Origin of the sequence: Acinetobacter venetianus RAG-1 = CIP 110063, assembly GCF_000368585.1 — a bacterium.
In the GTDB taxonomy this organism is placed as follows: Bacteria; Pseudomonadota; Gammaproteobacteria; order Pseudomonadales; family Moraxellaceae; genus Acinetobacter; species Acinetobacter venetianus.
Window position 1 is genome coordinate 1,876,811 of the sequence record NZ_KB849558.1, and the last position, 18,344, is coordinate 1,895,154.

Here is an 18,344-nt window from a genome sequence, read left to right on the forward strand (position 1 = left end):
TTTTTTAGTCGCAACGAACTAAGACTTGAAAGCCAAAAGCAATCAAACCGAATGAAAGACTAATCAGGAAGTGTGAGAATAAAATACATGGCCAACTCCTAAACGATTCGGAACTCTGCCATTGCATTTAAAATTATGGTGGCAGGACGAAAGAGGGTTAGCAGACTGGTTCGACCCCAGCACACCCGAAGGTGTCCCTCTCCCGTCCTACCGCTACGGGAGGGGACGAGAAGTTTACATGCAAAACCATCCCTCAGAGGGAATAATTCTGATGTAGTCGAAAACGGTCTGCTAAAACCGACTGGCGATGTAGGCCAGCACTCAAAGAATAATCTCAGAGTTTATGAGTGTCAATCTTGGGTAAATGCTAAGGTCTGAAATTTATTATTATTTTTCCAAAATGATTATATAAAAATATTTTTTGAAACGCTAAATCAACGAGATTTAATTTTTTCAAACTCTCAACTAATGACATTAAACATGATTCAAATCCTATTTTTAATCATGTAATTTTTCATGTATATATAAATCGATTATTTATGTAGATGGATAAATTCATTGTTTCTCCAGCCTTTCTGTAAAAACTACTATATACCTCGTATAGATCGCCCATAAAACAGACAAAAAACCTTATTATCAATAATTTAAACCCAAGCACTATTAGAATATGAAACAATAATATCTATAAGAAACAATTTAAAATGACTTGTAAATCACATATTTTAACATTTGGTAAACAAAAACACTGCCTATTTTAAAGTAAAATTCACAAACTATTTTCTCTAACATCAGCACGGGCAACCCCCTATTCTGATGTGCCTTTGCGCTCACTCATCATTTAAATCTCTTCTCTCTATATCATCCATATAGGGAGTCATTTAATTTTTAAGGTAAATTGAATGAAAAAATTTTGGAAGTACTTATTGGTACTACTCTTAGTACTGATAGTTATTGCTATTGCCTTTCTTTTTAGACCAATTACGTCTAAGGCAATAAAAACTAAAAGCGATGAACCTGTTGTTGATGTTGTACTCATCGGCGGCGGTATCATGAGTGCCACACTTGGTACTTATCTCAACGAATTACAACCTGACTGGAATATCCGCATGTATGAACGTCTTGATGCAGTTGCTCAAGAAAGTTCAAATGGTTTCAACAATGCGGGAACAGGTCACTCAGGCTTTATGGAAATGAACTATACCTCTGAAAAAGACGGTAAAATGGACATTTCTAAAGCAGTGAAAGTTGCAGGTCAATTCGAAATTGCCAAGCAATTCTGGTCGTATCAAGTTAAACAAGGTGTTTTAAATACACCAAATACATTCATCAACCCAGTACCACACATCGCGTTCGTTTGGGGTGACAATGTAGATTTCATGGAAAAGCGCTATGCGGCCATGATTCAAGATCCTCTATTTGCTGGTATGAAGATTAGCGAAGATGCATCTGAAATTAAGCAATGGGCTCCATTGGTGATGGATGGTCGTGATCCTCAACAGAAGATTGCAGCAACACGTATGGATGTCGGTTCTGACGTGAACTATGGTGCGATCACAACTCAATTGGTAAATCACCTTGAGAAAAGTCCAAACTTTAAACTTAGAACCTCTACTGAAGTGACTGGCATCAGCAAAAATGATGACAACACTTGGTCTGTCGCTTTCAAAGATTTGAAGTCTGGCGAAGTCAACCATGTGAAAACACGCTTTGTATTTATTGGTGCAGGTGGTGCAGCCATTAAATTATTGCAAATGACTGGCTTACCTGAAGCGAAACAATATGCAGGCTTCCCTGTTGGTGGTGAATTCCTTGTAACTGACAATCCAGCGATCACAGCAAAACATACTGCAAAAGTGTATGGCCGTGCTGATCTTGGTGCGCCTCCAATGTCGGTTCCACATATTGATACCCGTTATATCGACGGTAAAAAATATGTGCTGTTTGGACCATTTGCAACGTATTCAAACAAGTTCCTTAAACATGGTTCACAGTTAGATTTGCTTGCATCTACCAACAAAAACAACGTCTTACCAATGGCTGCAATTGGTCTACAAAATGCTGATCTTGTTCAGTATCTCGTAAGCCAAGTGTTGATGTCTGATGAAGATCGCTTCAATGAGTTAAGAAAATACTACCCTGAAGCAGACCCTAAAGATTGGCACTTACAGCAAGGTGGTCAGCGTGTTCAAATCATCAAGAAAGAACCAGGTAAACCAGCTAAATTGCAATTTGGTACAGAAATCTTCGCATCGCAAGATAAGTCTGTAACTGCATTGCTTGGTGCTTCTCCTGGTGCTTCAACTTCACCATACATCATGTTGAACTTGATTGAACAAGCGTTCCCAGAAAAAGCAAATGGCGAATGGAATGAGAAGTTGCATGAAATCGTGCGTTCTTATGGTCAAGATCTTTCTGCAAATCCAGCATTACTCGATCAAATCCGTCATTACACCAGTTCTACTTTAGGTTTGAACTATACAACTCCTGCAAATTTAACGTCTGCGAACAAGGCAGCTAAAGCAGAAGCTGTAGCTCAATAAACCTTTCATAATCCAACTTTAAAAGGGATGAGTTTCGACTCTTCCCTTTTTGTTCTTTTATCGCTTAATTTTTTTGATCATGTCTCCTACTTCTGCTCAGTCTGCTTTTGCGGCATTTATTAGTCGCGACTTTAGGTTATTGACGCTAAACCAATGCTGTCTCACTTTTGCAGTGCTGATCCAAGAAGTTCTGGTGGCATTTCATTTGTATCAAATCACCAAAAATCCACTGATGCTTGGTCTAGTCGGGTTAATGGATTTTCTGCCCTTTCTAGCCTTGTCATTGTGGGGCGGCTATATTGCTGATCGTTTTAATCGCCAACGTATCCTACAAATCAGTTTTAGTCTTTCGATTCCACTATCACTTGCACTTTGGCTCAGCTTTGATTCATTCCATACACAGCACATCAGCTCAAATGTTCTATTGATTACAACTTTTTCAATCTTATTTTTATTTGGTTGTATTCGAGGGATTTACAGCCCTTGTTTTAACTCTTTACGACCTTTTATCGTTCCAGAACATCTTTATACCAATGCAGCAACATGGACCAGCATGTGCTGGCAAGCAAGCGGTATCCTTGCACCTATACTCGGTGGATTGTTACTGGCACATCTCAGCTTGAATATTACCTTTGCTGTGATTTGCAGTTTATTTACTGCTGGGAGTATTTCCCTGTGGTGTATGCAGCCGAGAGACTTTCCTCAACTCAAAACTGAATCAATCTCTAACAGTCTGAAAGAAGCACTACAATTTATTTTTAAAACAAAAATTATCTTTTGGGTGATGTTTCTCGATTTAAGTTCCGTATTTTTTGCGGGAATCATCACCCTATTACCTATTTTTGCTCAAGATATTTTACAGATCGGTGCAGATGGTTTTGGTGTGTTACGTGCAGCTCCTGCCGTTGGTAGTTTGGTGATGATGGCACTTTTAGTACGATTCCCTCCTCAGTATCAGCCTTGGCGTACTATGCTAATTGCAATTACGGGCTTCTCTTTATGTACGCTGTTATTTGCTGTTACTAGACACCTCTATTTTTCTGCTGTAGTTCTCATTATTATGGGAGCTTGTGACAGCATCAACATTGTCATTCGTCAAACGATACTGCAACTTATCCCACCCAAAGACATGCTTGGTCGTGTAGCTGCCATTAACGGTATCTTCGTCACCTCTAGCAACGAGCTGGGTGCTGTTCAGTCGAGCGTGATGGCACGTCTTTTTAGCGTGATTCCTGCGATGTTAATTGGTGGCTCACTTTCTTTGGTCTGTGTTTTTCTCGTGAAAAGCAAAACCAAAGCTTTATTTAATTTTCGTTTTTAAATTTCACCTTATTGGCTATTTTAAAATTTAATTCAATATGAAACACACTTTGCCCGCTTCTTCAGGCTCGTCTAAATTTATTATTTTTTCCGTCTTTGTATGGCTCATCTTATTGTGGGCACAGGCAACCTATATCGTCATTATCGGTGGCAATGGCTATTTGTTTTGGACTGCGTTTGGTCTATTGGCGCTGACAGTGTTGAGCTTACGGCCTAATATTTTAAAAAATCGAACTGCTTTCATTTTAACCGCAGCACTACTGATTTATTTGATCTTTAACTCACTGTTTTGTACTTATTTAATCTTGGCTTTTTATTGTATTTTTTATTTGTATTCAGGAAATTATAAACATAAGCGTTTGATTAAGTTAATTAGCCTGTTTTTAATTATGATCATCTTTGCGCTTTATCAAACTCAATCGTTACATGAATTAAAAAACCATTATTCACATTATGAGACAGGTGAAACGTGGCAGCAATACGGCGCTTTGTAATCATAAGCGATAAAAAAACCTCACATTGACGTGAGGTTTTTTTATTTGTTAATCCTGAGAATCAGGATATAACGGACGATTTCCTGGACTAATGCGGTTGATATGTAAGAAAGTCATATGACGTTCATACTTATCTAAAATGTCATTAATCACTTGTTCTTTGGTGTAACCAACTAAATCGTTATCTTGAGAGCCTTCGTATAAGAAGGTTTCCAAACGATAATAATGTTGCTTACCACGTTTACCACGCTCACTAAATGTAGGCGCAATATAACGGACAGGCCAAATTTGATAGACAAAGTTATGTTCTTCTTCGATATTGATTGTTAAATCAAGATGATAGAGCATATCGCTATCTTCAAGCTCACCTTGTGTAACTTCGACATTCATTCCACGCTTAATCAATTCATCCGCAACAGTCTTCACAGCTGGCGCACAGACGTTATCCAACATCCGTTTCGTTTCACTGCTTCCTGGATGATGCATCACTCGTGACAAACGTTGCTTCCAATTTAGGATATCGACGTTCCCCACAACAGGTGCGGCGTTCAGGCTTCGACTGGCTTTACGATAATCCTCAAGGCGTAATGACTTGTACAAACCAGCCATTACCAACAGCATCACAAAGCTAAATGGTAAGCCCATAATCACGGTGGCACTTTGTAAAGCAGTAATACCATTTGCCATCAACATCGCAAGGGTTAATAAACCAATCGCAACTGCCCAGAATACGCGTAACCAACGTGGCGCATCGTTATCAACATTGGAGAATTTAGTGGTGAAATTACCCAATACCAGTGCGCCAGAATCGGCTGATGTTACATAAAACAGTAAGCCTGTAATTGTCGCGACACCAGCAACAAATGGGAACCATGGATACTGTGCAAGTAAATCATAGAAACCATGTGCAGGATCAGTCAATACGGTTTGTGCCAATGCGGTATTGCCGTCAAAAATAACGTTATATAACGCACTATTACCGAAAATAGATAACCATGTAATCGTGAATAATAATGGGATAATCAATGTCCCACACACAAACTCACGAATGGTACGACCTTTAGAAATCCGTGCCAAGAATAGCCCCACAAATGGAGACCATGCTACCCACCAAGCCCAGAAGAATAGTGTCCAACTACTCATCCACTCTTTCGGTTGCTGAAAAGCAAAACTTTCTAAAGCCAAACTTGGGAATCGACTGATATAGTCACCAAAGTTCTGAACTAGGGCATTGAGTAAAAATTCAGTATTACCGAGTAATAAAATAAACAACATCAAACCAATAGCGGCATAAATGTTGATTTCCGATAAGACTTTAATCCCTTTGTTGACCCCTGCCGTTACCGAGATAATCGTCACAATGACCGCAACCAAGATCAGACCTGACTGCACCCATAAACTTTCAGGCGTATTGAATAGAACATGCAAACCATAGTTAATTTGTACGACGGCAATACCGCAAGTTGTGGCAATACCAAAAATCGTACCAATCACTGCGGCCGTATCTACGGTATGACCAATCGGACCATCAATCTTTTTACCAAAGATTGGGTAAAGAGCTGAGCGAATCGTCAACGGCAGATTGTAACGATAGCTGAAATAACCTAAAGCCATTCCGACTAAGGCATACATCCCCCAACCCGTTAAGCCATAGTGAAATAATGTCCAAACCATCCCTTGACGAGCAGCTTCATAGGTTTGCCCCTCACCCACAGGTGGATTCATATAATGCGACAGTGGTTCAGCCACCGAGAAGAACATTAAATCTGTACCAATCCCTGCGGCAAATAGCATCGCCGACCAACTTAGTAAACTAAATTCAGGTTTGGAATGTTTTGGACCTAATTTGATATCGCCATAACGAGAGCAAGCGATAAAGACGACAAAGATTAAGTAAAGCGTAGCGGCTAATAAATAGTACCAACTAAACTTATCACTGACCCAAGCGAGCACCACATTCAACATGTGATTGGCGAAGTCATTGAATAAAATCGTAGTGAGTGAAAATATTAAAATAATGAGCGCTGAAACATAAAAGACCACACGATTTAACTGATCTTTTGTTTGAATAGATGAATCATCAACTGCTCTTGGATTATCTGTTACCATACAATCCTCAAGTAAAATTAAATTATAAAAATGTTGTTTTTCTCAATAACTCAACCACGATTTATTGACGAAAACAACGAGAAGGCACAGCAGCGAACAGTCATTTGGTGAATAACCTATCGCGAGTGAAGCTGTATTTTTGTAATCAACAGTATTGTAAAAAATGATTTCCCTTTGATGATCAGACCATTGATCCGAACACAAAATTCAATCAATTAAACCTACAATTCTGACACCTTAACAGGTATCTCCGATGATACCTTTAAGAGTTGTGTAAAACGACCCTGTTGCAAATATGATACTTTTTATTGATTGAACGTTCAATCAATAAAAAGTATCATTATATTGTGTTATAATTTTTGTGCATCCAGTGTTTTATATAACGCCTTAATTTTTATAGGCATTTATGGCATATACACATGACTAAACGCAGAGTTAAACCAGAGCATGAGCGGCGTGAAGAAATCGTAAACGCTGCATTTGAAGTGATTTATGAGGTCGGTTTATCGCAAACCACCATCGCTCAAATTGCCAAAAAAGCCCAAGTTTCGACAGGTATCGTAAGTCACTATTTTGGAGACAAACAGGGCTTGATCAACAACTGTATGAGAGAAATGCTGAAGCGCTTGCATCTAATTTCTCTGCAATACAAGGCTGCCACAATAGATTCACAGCCAGAAAACCAGATTAAGGCAATTATTGACTCAAACTTTGACATTAGTCAGGTCAACAAAATCGCAATGCGCGTTTGGTTAGATTTTTGGTCTGCCAGTATGCATATTCCAGAACTTGCTCGTTTACAACGGATTAATGATCGACGTTTGTATTCAAATCTGAAGCACCAATTCCTGCAATTGATGTCAGAAGACAGAGCAAATATTGCGGCAAGCGGTCTTGCTGCACTGATTGATGGATTATGGTTACGTGGTGGTCTAATTGAAGATGACGGATTTGATCGTCAGGCTGCGCGAAGCATTGCATATGATTATTTAGATACGCAACTTGAACTTGCAAAACCAAAATTACAGGAGAGACAAAATGAATGATGTGCAGATTCATCCATTGTATATCCACGGTCAATACGTCAATGCCACCAGTGGTGTGAGCTTTGACAGCATCAACCCTGCCAATGGCAAAGTCATTGCCACAATTCAACAAGCCTCTCAACAAGACATTGAAAAAGCAGTTCAAAGCGCTCAAGACGGTCAAAAAGTCTGGGCAGCAATGACTGCCATGGAACGCTCACGCATTTTACGCCGCGCAGTTGATATTTTACGTGAACGTAATGATGAGCTTGCTGAACTTGAAACTTTAGATACAGGTAAGGCTTATAGCGAAACCTCTACTGTTGATATCGTGACAGGTGCAGATGTTCTTGAATATTACGCAGGTTTGGCGACAGCGATTCAAGGTGAGCAAGTTCCGCTGCGTGAAACAAGCTTTTTCTACACCCGCCGTGAACCTTTAGGTGTCGTAGCAGGTATCGGCGCTTGGAACTATCCAATCCAAATCGCTTTATGGAAATCAGCTCCTGCGCTTGCAGCAGGCAATGCCATGATTTTCAAACCAAGTGAAATCACGCCTTTAACTGCATACAAACTTGCAGAAATTTATACCGAAGCAGGCGTACCAAATGGTGTGTTTAACGTCGTGCAAGGCGTTGGTCGTGACATCGGTCAATGGCTCACAGAACATCCTGTGATTGAAAAAATCTCCTTTACCGGTGGCGTTGAAACAGGCAAAAAAGTGATGGCAAGTGCTGCCGCTTCAAGCCTGAAAGAAGTGACCATGGAACTTGGTGGTAAATCGCCCTTGATCATTTGTGAAGATGCGGATATCAACAAAGCCGCTGATATTGCTGTGATGGCAAACTTCTTTAGTTCAGGTCAAGTCTGTACCAATGGCACACGCGTCTTTGTTCCAGCAACGTTAAAAGCTGCATTTGAAGCTGCGATTTTGGAACGTGTGCAACGTATCCGTATCGGCGACCCAATGAGCGCAGATACCAATTTCGGCCCACTGACCAGTTTCCCTCATATGGAAAAGGTTCTTTCCTACATCAATGCAGGCAAACAACAAGGTGCAAAACTACTGATCGGTGGTGATAGAGCATCGGGTGAATTGGCCGAGGGTGCATATGTGTTACCAACGGTATTTACAGATTGTACTGACGATATGCGCATTGTACAGGACGAAATCTTTGGCCCTGTCATGAGTATCCTAAGTTATCAAACTGAAGATGAAGTGATTCGTCGTGCCAATAACACGACTTTTGGTTTAGCTGCTGGTGTGGTGACACCAGACATCAACAAAGCACATCGTATTATTCATCAAATCGAAGCTGGTATTTGTTGGATCAATACATGGGGCGAATCCCCTGCTGAGATGCCAGTAGGTGGTTATAAACAATCAGGTGTAGGCCGTGAAAATGGTATTTCTACACTGTCTCATTACACACGCATCAAATCCGTTCAAGTTGAGCTTGGTGATTACCAAAGCATTTTCTAAAAGCATTGCGCTTTATCTTATCTTGATCAACTGAATCTCAAACATTCAGTTGATCTTGCAACAAATAAAGGCAGATTATGAATAAGCAAGAATACGATTATATTATTATTGGTGCAGGTTCTGCGGGTAATGTCCTCGCTGCACGTTTAACTGAAGATTCAGATGTTTCGGTTTTATTATTAGAAGCTGGCGGCCCAGATTATCGCCTTGATTTCCGTACGCAAATGCCCGCTGCATTGGCTTTTCCATTACAAGGTCGTCGCTACAATTGGGCATATTTGACTGACCCTGAACCACATATGAATAATCGCCGTATGGAATGCGGTCGTGGTAAAGGTTTAGGTGGTTCATCACTGATCAATGGCATGTGCTATATCCGTGGGAATGCGATGGATTTAGACCAATGGTCAACCCATAAAGGGCTTGAAGATTGGGCTTATGCAGACTGTTTACCTTATTACAGAAAAGCAGAAACACGCGACATAGGCGCGAACGATTATCACGGCGGTGAAGGCCCTGTTTCAGTCGCAACACCCAAACAAGGCAATAATGTACTATTTAATGCAATGGTCGAAGCAGGCGTACAAGCAGGCTATCCACGCACAGATGATTTAAACGGTTATCAGCAAGAAGGTTTCGGTCCAATGGATCGCACAGTGACACCGCAAGGGCGTCGTTCAAGTACTGCTCGTGGTTATTTGGATATGGCAAAAGGTCGTCCAAACCTCACCATCGTCACACATGCTATGACCAATAAAATCTTGTTTAGCAATAAGCAAGCTGTTGGCGTTGAATATATTATTGGTTCAGATCAGGCCAATATGAAACAAGCGCATGCAAAGCGTGAAGTCTTACTCTGTGCAGGTGCAATCGCATCACCACAAATTTTACAACGCTCAGGTGTTGGACAAAGCACCTTCCTCAAATCAATGGATATTGAGGTGGTACAAGACTTACCCGGTGTAGGTGAAAATCTGCAAGATCATTTGGAAATGTATCTTCAGTACAAATGTAAAAAGCCCGTCTCACTCTACCCTGCTTTGAAATGGTATAACCAACCTGCAATTGGCGCGGAGTGGTTATTCCTCGGCAAAGGGATTGGCGCAAGCAATCAATTTGAAGCAGGTGGATTCATTCGTTCATCTGATGAGTTTGAATGGCCAAATATTCAATATCACTTCTTGCCTGTTGCGATTAACTACAACGGTAGTAATGCTGTGAATGAACATGGCTTCCAAGCCCATGTTGGTTCAATGCGCTCACCTTCTCGTGGTCGGATCAAACTCAAGTCCAAAGATCCATTTGAGCATCCAAGCATCTTGTTCAATTACATGTCAACGGAACAAGACTGGCGCGAATTCCGCGATGGCATTCGTATCACACGTGAAATCATGCATCAACCTGCGCTCGATCCTTATCGTGGCGAGGAAATTAGCCCAAGCATGCAGTTAAAAACTGATGCTGAACTGGATTCATTTGTACGTGAACATGCTGAAACTGCATACCACCCATCTTGTAGCTGCAAAATGGGTGAAGACGATATGGCTGTCGTCGATGGACAAGGTCGTGTGCATGGCGTGCAAGGCCTACGAGTGATCGATGCGTCAATCATGCCGATCATTATCACAGGTAACTTAAATGCCACCACGATTATGATGGCAGAAAAAATTGCGGATCAAATTCGTGGGCAAAAATTACCACGTTCACAAGCAGGTTATTACAAAGCTGGAACAGCACCTGTTCGACAACCGCCAGTACGTCCATTTTATTAAAACAAATTATTTTGATCAGCACTTCACATGATGCGGAGTGCGGAAAACTTAAGGGGAAGGAAATGAAAAAACTTTTACTCGCTCTACCTTTAGGGTTATGTTTCAACACAGCAAATGCAACAGACCTCGCAGCTGAAACGGCATCTCCTTTCAGCGCCAATGTTACTGTTGCCAGCCAATATGTTTCGCGCGGCTTCCAACAAACTTGGGGCAAACCAGCGATCCAAGGTGGCCTAGACTATAACCATGATAGCGGTTTTTATGCGGGAACATGGGCATCCACTGTAAGTGACCATTTTATCCGTGATGCGTCTGTCGAATGGGATGTTTATACAGGTTATAGCCGTAGCTTTGGTGATTTAACTGTAGGCACCAAAGTTGCTTACTATTATTATCCGGGTGCTGAAACGACCGCTGAGACAGGTCATACAAGCTTTAACTATGGTGAAATTATCCCAGAAGTTACTTATGGACCACTAACCGTTCGATATGCAGTGACTTATACCCAAGACTATTTCGGCAATAACTCCGATACCCTAGGTGTAGGTAACAATAAGCATTCTCGTGGTTCAGGTTATTTAGATGTGAATTGGCATCAACCGATTACGCAAGGCTGGTCTGTCGATGCCCACTACGGCAATCAAAGAATTAAAAACTTCTCTGATGCAAACTTTCAGGATGCAAGTTTCTCTGTGAATAAAGAGTTACCTTACAATCTTGCAGCAAGTTTGATGTACAGCAAAGCATGGGATAAAGATAATTACTACAAGCAATACAGCAATGGTAATCCAAACGCAAAAGTATCTGATCCTATTGATTCAACTGTGACCTTCTCTCTCACCAAGAGCTTTTAATCTTGGTAATAAAAAAGCTGCGTTATCGCAGCTTTTTTATGATTCAAACTTAAAATTAAATTAACTGAATATCTGAGCCTGATTTTTTAGGATCAATCAAAATTTTTGCGTGTTGTTCAGGATCACGTAAAGCATCAAAAGCATTCTCGACCCCTTCTAAACCAACCACACCTGTAATCAGTGGCGAGCAATCAATCTTACCTTCCGCAATCATATGTAGCGTGTCACGGAACTCAAGCGGTGTGTAACCCAGTACATATTGGATTTCCAACTCTTTGTTGATTGCCAATGCAGGTTCGATTTTATCGCTTTGCATACAAACACCAACACCTACAATACGAGAGAACAATGGCGCACCTTCTAAAATTTGCTGCATGATGCCAGCCACGCCAACACATTCAAAAATTACAGGGCGTTTCGGTAATAGACCAAGTTTATCCCCCACGCGCATCGCATTGACCCAAGGTAATGAGTAGGTCTGAACTTTATCAAAAATTCCCATCCCCATATTAATGGCTTCAGAGACGTTACCCAATAAGCCAAGCTCTTTCCAACTGCTAAATGGAGATTGTTGTTTAGGGTCAATCAAGATATCTGCGCCACACTGCTCAGCCAAACGACGTCGATTCGGTGAAAAATCGCTAGCAACGACAGTTTTAACGCCCGCTGCTTTGAGCATAATAATCACACCCAAACCAACAGGGCCACAGCCAATGACGATTGCAGGCTCATTTTTCTTGATTCGACTACGACGTACCGCATGCAAAGCAACAGCCATTGGCTCAGTCAACGCTGCACTATCGGCATCTAAACCATTTGGAACTTCAAACATCAAACTCGATTGAACCAAGACTTGTTCTGCATATCCGCCTGATGCACTCGCTGAAAGTCCTGTAGGCATATAACCTTGTGAATCAACATTTAAGAGTGGCATCGCACAAACTAAAGTATCTGCTTTTAATTTACGGCGTGTTTTTGGACCATAATCCAAGACTTTACCGCAGAACTCATGCCCGAAAACCAATTTATCCGAGGATTTCGCAACCCCATCGAAACCCACACGTGCTGCCAAATCATGCATATGATCACAGTGATGTTGCATGTGTAAATCTGAACCACAGATACCACAACGTACTACCTCGAGTAATACCTGTCCTTTCGTCGGAATGAGTTCAAGTGAATCTTCAAGTTGTAGCTGTGCATTATGACAAACTAGAGATTTCATAGGATGCTTTCCTTTTTTGTTTTATTCCCATTGTTCAACTGTAGCACTTTGACCTATTACAAAGGCAAGCAAACAATACATCACTCAATCCTGACAAGGATAATTGTCAAAAACTATGACCTAAATATCTATATATCGCAGCAATTAAGTCAGCAAATAATTAATTTTAGGGTAGCTTGGATAATTAAAAGTACTTAAAAATTATTTTTCTATTAACTTCAAGTAGATAAATCTAGTTTTCTAAATAACTTCTCTATTTTTATTAAAACAATCAAATTTAAACCTTGCATTTAATAGTGTTACTATGCCACTATACATTTACTGGCTTTAAGCCACTATAAAAGAGAAATTAAAAATGACGATCCAACTTATGACAGCTCAAGCGAATGTTCCCATCGAGTTTTTGCAGTTTTCAGGTGGTGAACGTCATATTCAACTACAGCCTGAATTACTAAATCAATTACAGGCTAACACTCAAATCAAAGCTTCACTGCATAACAGTACAGATGTGATGGATTATCTATTACTGGAAAATGTGTTACTGCAACAAAGCACTCACCTTTCAGTGGAAATCCCTTATTTTCCCTATGCACGTCAAGACCGTGTCTGTGCACAGGGTCAAGCCTTCTCACTGGATTTAATGACCAAGTTATTGAATAGCAATAGCGAAAAATTTGCAGGGCAACGTCAGAAAATTGTGGTGTGGGATTGTCATAGCCCAGTAACGATTGAGCTGTTACGCAGAAATACCAGCTTCCAACAAGTAATCAATATTGAACCGATTGAAATTATCCAGCAAAGCCCAGCATTGATGCAGATCTTAAGCGCTGACAATACCGTGTTGATCTGTCCTGATGCAGGCGCAACACAACGCACTCAAGCGATTGCAAACGGCATTAATCCGCAACGCCAACAGGCCATTGACGTGATTCACTGTGAAAAGAAACGCGATCCAAACACTGGAAAAATTAGTACAACAGCGGTAAATAGCCCTGATTTAACAGGAAAAACCGCTGTGATCACTGATGATATTTGTGATGGCGGTGCAACCTTTATTGGTATTGCCAAACAACTACGCAGCCTAAACTGTCAAAACATTATTTTGTATGTCACGCATGGCATTTTTAGCAAAGGTCTCGCGGTATTTGATGGCTTAGTCGATCAAATTTTTACTAGCAATAGTCTGCCACAAGCAGAAGCAAGCAAACTCAATATCATCAATTTTCAAAATCAAGATTAAAGAAAGAGGCCAATAAAAATGAGTATTAAAATTAACCCACTCAATGCAATTGATTTCTATAAAGCCGACCACCGTCGCCAGTATCCAATGGGAACTGAATACGTCTATGCCAACTTTACTCCGCGTTCATCACGTTTAGCCAAAATGCTGCCTGACTTTGATGACAAGATTGTGTTCTTTGGTCTGCAAGGCTTTATTAAACACTTTCTAATTGAAACTTGGAATGAAGGCTTCTTTAATCAGCCTAAAGCTAAAGTAGTTGCAGCCTATAAACGCCGTATGGACAATTCTCTAGGTGAAGGTGCTGTTCCCGTTGAACACATCGAAGCGTTGCACGATCTTGGTTATTTACCATTAAAGATTAAAGCCTTACCAGAAGGTAGCCGAGTCAATATCAAAGTGCCCGTATTGACCATTATCAATACCGATCCGAATTTCTTTTGGTTAACCAACTATATTGAAACCGTGCTCAGTGCCGAGCTATGGAAAAGCTGCACCACCGCCAGCATTGCCTATGAATACAAACGCTTGTTGACACAATATGCAGAAAAAACAGGTGCACCTTTAGATTTTGTTGCGGTTCAAGGCCATGATTTTAGTAGCCGAGGGATGAGTGGGATCTATGATGCTGCCCAATCGGGTGTGGGTCACTTAACCAGTTTTATCGGTACCGATTCAGTCGCTTCCATTGATTATGCAGAAGAATATTACAATGCAACTGGTGTCGTGGGCGTTTCAGTACCTGCAACAGAACACAGTGTGATGTGTATGGGCAGTGAAGAAAGTGAAATCGAGACCTTTAGACGTCTGATCTGTGAGCTTTATCCTGCTGGGGTAGTCAGTATCGTTTCAGATACTTGGGATTTCTGGCGTGTGATTACCGAGTTTAGTGTGGAATTAAAAACAGAGATTTTAAAACGCCAACCGAATGCCCTCGGACTCGCCAAAGTGGTGTTTCGCCCTGACTCTGGTGATCCTGTGAAAATTATCTGTGGTGATCCTGATGCAGAGCTAGATAGCCCCGCTTATAAAGGTGCAGTGCAATGTTTATGGGAAATTTTTGGCGGCACAGAAACAACTCAAGGCTATAAAGTACTCAACGAGCATGTTGGTTTAATCTATGGTGACTCGATTACTCTAGAACGTGCACAAAATATCCTAAAAGGTTTAGAAGCCAAAGGCTTTGCTTCGAATAATCTAGTCTTTGGTATCGGTAGCTATACCTACAACTATTTAACTCGTGACACCTTTGGTTTTGCCGTAAAAGCCACTTGGGGTCAGGTCAACGGCATCGGTCGCGAACTGTTTAAAGACCCTGTGACCGACTCAGGTGTTAAAAAATCAGCCAAAGGTTTATTAAGGGTTGAACAGACTGAGAATGGCTTTGAACTATTTGATCAACAAAGCTTTGAACAGGAAAATATGGGTGCACTGCAAACGGTATTTGAAAATGGTAAATTGTTAAGAGAATGCTCGCTCGATCAAATTCGGGAGAGGTTGATCTAAGCAATATCAAGACCTCTAATTTGCAGTTCCTCTACATTTATCATGATCGGCGGCATGGATGCCGCAGATTTAACGATCTTGCACGAAGTTCAGAATGCTATTTTGAACTGAGCTCAGGATACACTATCAACTAACCGTAACAATGAAAAGTTTTTGCTTAGGCGTTATCCCCAAAAGTATGCAATTGCCAATAAACAAAAGTTTTGATTTCTCGATAACGGATGTCACTATGCCGAAACAAGCTAAACTGCTTTTCATTTATAAACAGCGCATTCAAGTCTATAAAACATTTATACTTGATTCACTCATCCATGAGATAACGCCAAATGACCTATACTTCCGAACAGGAATACCTTGCCCACTATCAAAAAACAGATTATGACACCCCACTGTTTACGGTCGATATGGCAATTTTTTCTGTGGCAAAAGGTCAATTACAAGTCTTAATGATTCAGCGCTCCAACTTCCCCGAAAAAGGCAAATGGGCACTACCGGGTGGCTTTGTCGATTTAAAAAACGATCCAGATTTAATGGCAACGGCGCACCGCAAACTGTTTGAAAAAACAGGGATTCACTCCCCTTACCTAGAACAAGTCGAAACCATTGGCAATCAACATCGTGATCCACGCGGTTGGTCGATTACATCACTTTATTTTGCACTGATTGATTTTAGTAAATTTGAAATTCAAAAGACTTCAACTACTGAAATAAGTAAATGGATTTCTATAGAAGAAGCCTTGCAACTTGATTTAGCCTTTGATCATCAGAAATTACTAAAATTAGCATTTGACCGCTTGTGCAATAAAACCCGCTATACCGCACTCCCAGTCAGCCTTATGCCTGAGTTATTTACCCTAACCGAATTACAAACCATTTATGAAATTATTTTAGGTCATACATTAGAAAAAAAATCATTTAGACGGCGTATGCAGGAAGCAGGTGCAGTTGAAGAAACAGGACAGCAAAAAATTGTCGGCAAGCGCCCTGCTCAATTGTTTCGCTATGCGCTGGAAAATTATAACTTCACTTTTCCGCGTATGCTGGAAACGCCTCGTAACAGCACTGAAAATGAAAAAAGCTAAGATATTTCTACCTTAGCTTCAGTAAATTATAGTTTACTTCCAAGTTTGACGAATTAAGTCTACCGCTTTTTCAGCAATCATCACCGTTGGCGCATTGGTATTGCCATTTACGACGGTTGGCATAATCGACGCATCAACCACACGGAGACCTTCAATACCATAAACTTTTAGTTCAGGATCAACTACGGCCATTTCATCTACCCCCATCTTACAACTTCCTACAGGGTGATAAACCGTATCGACACGTTGACGTAAAATCTCACGAATTTCATCATCAGATTGCACATTCGCAGTAAACATATCTTCTTTAATTTTTTCACTTAAAGCAGGTGCTTGCATCAACTTTTGCGTAACTTTATAACCATCAACCATATCTTGAAAATCTTGCTCATTCTCAAGGAATTTAAAGTCAATTAACAATGGATCATCGACATTTTTACCACTGAGTTTGACTGAACCCCGCGCACGCGGATTCAACAAACACACATGGCATGAAATCCCATGCCCTGTATGCATGGTTCGCGCATGGTTATCCACCACCGCAATCACAAAGTGTAATTGTAAATTTGGCTTATCCAGCTCAGGGCGGCTTTTTAAGAAACCACCGCATTCTGCATAATTGGTCGTGATCAATCCACGACGTTCTTTACGATAACGCCCTATTTGCTTCACTAAATCGATGCTACCTCCAACCGAAACCCCAAAGGTTCCATCCATTTGCTTAGTTTTATACGCGAAAATAAAATCAGGATGGTCATGCAAGTTTTCACCAACACCCGCTAAATCTTTAACGACTGGAATCCCATGTTTTTCTAATTCTTGACGTGGACCAACACCTGAAAGCATTAATATTTGCGGTGACTGAAAAGCACCAGCAGATAATAAGACCTCTTTATTTACCTGAATCGTTAAATGTTGACCTTTGTGTTTATATTCAACACCGACAGCCCGATCATTTTCAATGACGATTTTCGAAACACTTGCTTGAGTCACGACATGTAAATTTGGGCGCTTACCTAGATGTGGAACTAAGTAGCCTCGTGCCGTACTCCAGCGCTCACCATTCTTTTGAGTAACTTGATAAACACCTAAGCCTTCTTGCTCAGCACCATTAAAGTCATCATTCAGTGGATAACCCACCTGCTTAGCAGCCTCGATAAAGGTTTTTTGGTATGGATTATCTGAACGTAGCTCACTGACATTTAACGGGCCATGTTGTCCATGATATTCATTTTTAATTCTTTCATTATGTTCAGATTTTTTAAAATAAGGCAGTACTTCATCATAGGACCACCCTGTATTGCCTAAAGCTGCCCAATGATCATAATCATCACGATGACCACGGACATAGACCATCGCATTAATGGCTGAACTTCCCCCTAAACATTTACCTCGTGGTTGATATCCTTTACGTCCATTTAGTCCTTTTTGCGGAATTGTTTCTAAAGCCCAATTATTAATTTTTGTTGGAATACTAATGACGGCAGCGGCAGGTGTATTTACCAGCCAACTATTTCCATCACCACCAGCTTCCAAAAGGCAGACTGAAACATTTGGGTTTTCAGACAATCGCCCAGCCAGTACACAACCAGCTGAGCCGCCACCAATCACTACAAAATCAAATGCTGTTTGTGTCATTTCTTTCCCTGTTATTTTCTTTATAAAAGTTAAAGCATTATGCCTAAGATATCTTA

Annotated in this window: 13 protein-coding genes; 10 read left to right on the forward strand and 3 right to left on the reverse strand. The window is 40.7% G+C overall.

All coding sequences use genetic code 11. From position 1 onward, the window contains the following. Positions 1-899: 899 nt before the first annotated feature. From mqo to F959_RS14335, 3 genes are all read left to right on the forward strand, one after another. Positions 900-2,540: a malate dehydrogenase (quinone) gene (gene mqo / locus F959_RS14325; RefSeq protein ID WP_004881358.1), complete on the forward strand. Its 1,641-nt coding sequence runs from the start codon at positions 900-902 to the stop codon at positions 2,538-2,540. Positions 2,541-2,619: 79 nt separating this feature from the next. Further along, a complete protein-coding gene (locus tag F959_RS14330; protein WP_004881359.1) occupies positions 2,620-3,861 on the forward strand; it encodes an MFS transporter in 1,242 nt (413 codons plus the stop codon). 37 nt (positions 3,862-3,898) lie between these two features. Further along, a complete protein-coding gene (locus tag F959_RS14335; RefSeq protein ID WP_004881360.1) occupies positions 3,899-4,354 on the forward strand; it encodes a hypothetical protein in 456 nt (151 codons plus the stop codon). Positions 4,355-4,402: 48 nt separating this feature from the next. Here the strand turns inward: F959_RS14335 and F959_RS14340 are convergent, their stop codons facing one another. After that, a complete protein-coding gene (locus F959_RS14340; RefSeq protein WP_004881361.1) occupies positions 4,403-6,463 on the reverse strand; it encodes a choline transporter in 2,061 nt (686 codons plus the stop codon). A gap of 419 nt (positions 6,464-6,882) precedes the next feature. Between F959_RS14340 and betI the strand changes: the two genes are divergently transcribed. The 4 genes from betI (at position 6,883) to F959_RS14360 (ending at position 11,597) form a co-directional block, all read left to right on the forward strand. Next, on the forward strand, positions 6,883-7,509 hold the full coding sequence (betI, locus tag F959_RS14345; RefSeq protein ID WP_004881363.1) for a transcriptional regulator BetI: 627 nt from the start codon (positions 6,883-6,885) through the stop codon (positions 7,507-7,509). After that, a complete protein-coding gene (gene betB, locus F959_RS14350; protein WP_004881365.1) occupies positions 7,502-8,971 on the forward strand; it encodes a betaine-aldehyde dehydrogenase in 1,470 nt (489 codons plus the stop codon). The genes betI and betB overlap by 8 nt, the downstream gene beginning before the upstream one ends. A gap of 77 nt (positions 8,972-9,048) precedes the next feature. Continuing rightward, a complete protein-coding gene (gene betA / locus F959_RS14355) occupies positions 9,049-10,743 on the forward strand; it encodes a choline dehydrogenase (RefSeq protein WP_004881366.1) in 1,695 nt (564 codons plus the stop codon). 62 nt (positions 10,744-10,805) lie between these two features. Further along, positions 10,806-11,597, forward strand: a complete 792-nt coding sequence (locus F959_RS14360) for a TorF family putative porin (protein WP_004881371.1) — start codon at positions 10,806-10,808, stop codon at positions 11,595-11,597. 55 nt (positions 11,598-11,652) lie between these two features. On the opposite strand, the gene F959_RS14365 is transcribed toward F959_RS14360, so the two are convergent. Then, a complete protein-coding gene (locus F959_RS14365; protein ID WP_004881372.1) occupies positions 11,653-12,822 on the reverse strand; it encodes a zinc-binding dehydrogenase in 1,170 nt (389 codons plus the stop codon). A 355-nt stretch (positions 12,823-13,177) separates the two neighbouring features. On the opposite strand from F959_RS14365, the gene F959_RS14370 reads away from it, so the two are divergent. The 3 genes from F959_RS14370 (at position 13,178) to ntrR (ending at position 16,650) form a co-directional block, all read left to right on the forward strand. Beyond that, on the forward strand, positions 13,178-14,062 hold the full coding sequence (locus tag F959_RS14370) for a phosphoribosyltransferase family protein (protein ID WP_004881375.1): 885 nt from the start codon (positions 13,178-13,180) through the stop codon (positions 14,060-14,062). An 18-nt stretch (positions 14,063-14,080) separates the two neighbouring features. Further along, positions 14,081-15,568 (forward strand): nicotinate phosphoribosyltransferase, encoded by a 1,488-nt coding sequence (locus F959_RS14375; protein ID WP_004881377.1) that lies wholly within the window; start codon positions 14,081-14,083, stop codon positions 15,566-15,568. Positions 15,569-15,894: 326 nt separating this feature from the next. Next, on the forward strand, positions 15,895-16,650 hold the full coding sequence (gene ntrR, locus F959_RS14380) for an ADPR responsive transcriptional repressor NtrR (protein WP_004881378.1): 756 nt from the start codon (positions 15,895-15,897) through the stop codon (positions 16,648-16,650). A gap of 33 nt (positions 16,651-16,683) precedes the next feature. Here the strand turns inward: ntrR and F959_RS14385 are convergent, their stop codons facing one another. Beyond that, positions 16,684-18,288, reverse strand: coding sequence for a GMC family oxidoreductase (locus tag F959_RS14385; RefSeq protein WP_004881380.1), 1,605 nt, complete (start codon positions 18,286-18,288; stop codon positions 16,684-16,686). Positions 18,289-18,344 lie beyond the last annotated feature (56 nt).

What these genes read in the sequence shown, in the direction of transcription:
- mqo (WP_004881358.1), top strand. Translation starts at nt 900, where the DNA reads ATGAAAAAATTTTGGAAGTACTTATTGGTACTACTCTTAGTACTGATA.
- F959_RS14330 (WP_004881359.1), top strand. Translation starts at nt 2,620, where the DNA reads ATGTCTCCTACTTCTGCTCAGTCTGCTTTTGCGGCATTTATTAGTCGC.
- F959_RS14335 (WP_004881360.1), top strand. Translation starts at nt 3,899, where the DNA reads ATGAAACACACTTTGCCCGCTTCTTCAGGCTCGTCTAAATTTATTATT.
- F959_RS14340 (WP_004881361.1), bottom strand. Translation starts at nt 6,463, where the DNA reads ATGGTAACAGATAATCCAAGAGCAGTTGATGATTCATCTATTCAAACA.
- betI (WP_004881363.1), top strand. Translation starts at nt 6,883, where the DNA reads ATGACTAAACGCAGAGTTAAACCAGAGCATGAGCGGCGTGAAGAAATC.
- betB (WP_004881365.1), top strand. Translation starts at nt 7,502, where the DNA reads ATGAATGATGTGCAGATTCATCCATTGTATATCCACGGTCAATACGTC.
- betA (WP_004881366.1), top strand. Translation starts at nt 9,049, where the DNA reads ATGAATAAGCAAGAATACGATTATATTATTATTGGTGCAGGTTCTGCG.
- F959_RS14360 (WP_004881371.1), top strand. Translation starts at nt 10,806, where the DNA reads ATGAAAAAACTTTTACTCGCTCTACCTTTAGGGTTATGTTTCAACACA.
- F959_RS14365 (WP_004881372.1), bottom strand. Translation starts at nt 12,822, where the DNA reads ATGAAATCTCTAGTTTGTCATAATGCACAGCTACAACTTGAAGATTCA.
- F959_RS14370 (WP_004881375.1), top strand. Translation starts at nt 13,178, where the DNA reads ATGACGATCCAACTTATGACAGCTCAAGCGAATGTTCCCATCGAGTTT.
- F959_RS14375 (WP_004881377.1), top strand. Translation starts at nt 14,081, where the DNA reads ATGAGTATTAAAATTAACCCACTCAATGCAATTGATTTCTATAAAGCC.
- ntrR (WP_004881378.1), top strand. Translation starts at nt 15,895, where the DNA reads ATGACCTATACTTCCGAACAGGAATACCTTGCCCACTATCAAAAAACA.
- F959_RS14385 (WP_004881380.1), bottom strand. Translation starts at nt 18,288, where the DNA reads ATGACACAAACAGCATTTGATTTTGTAGTGATTGGTGGCGGCTCAGCT.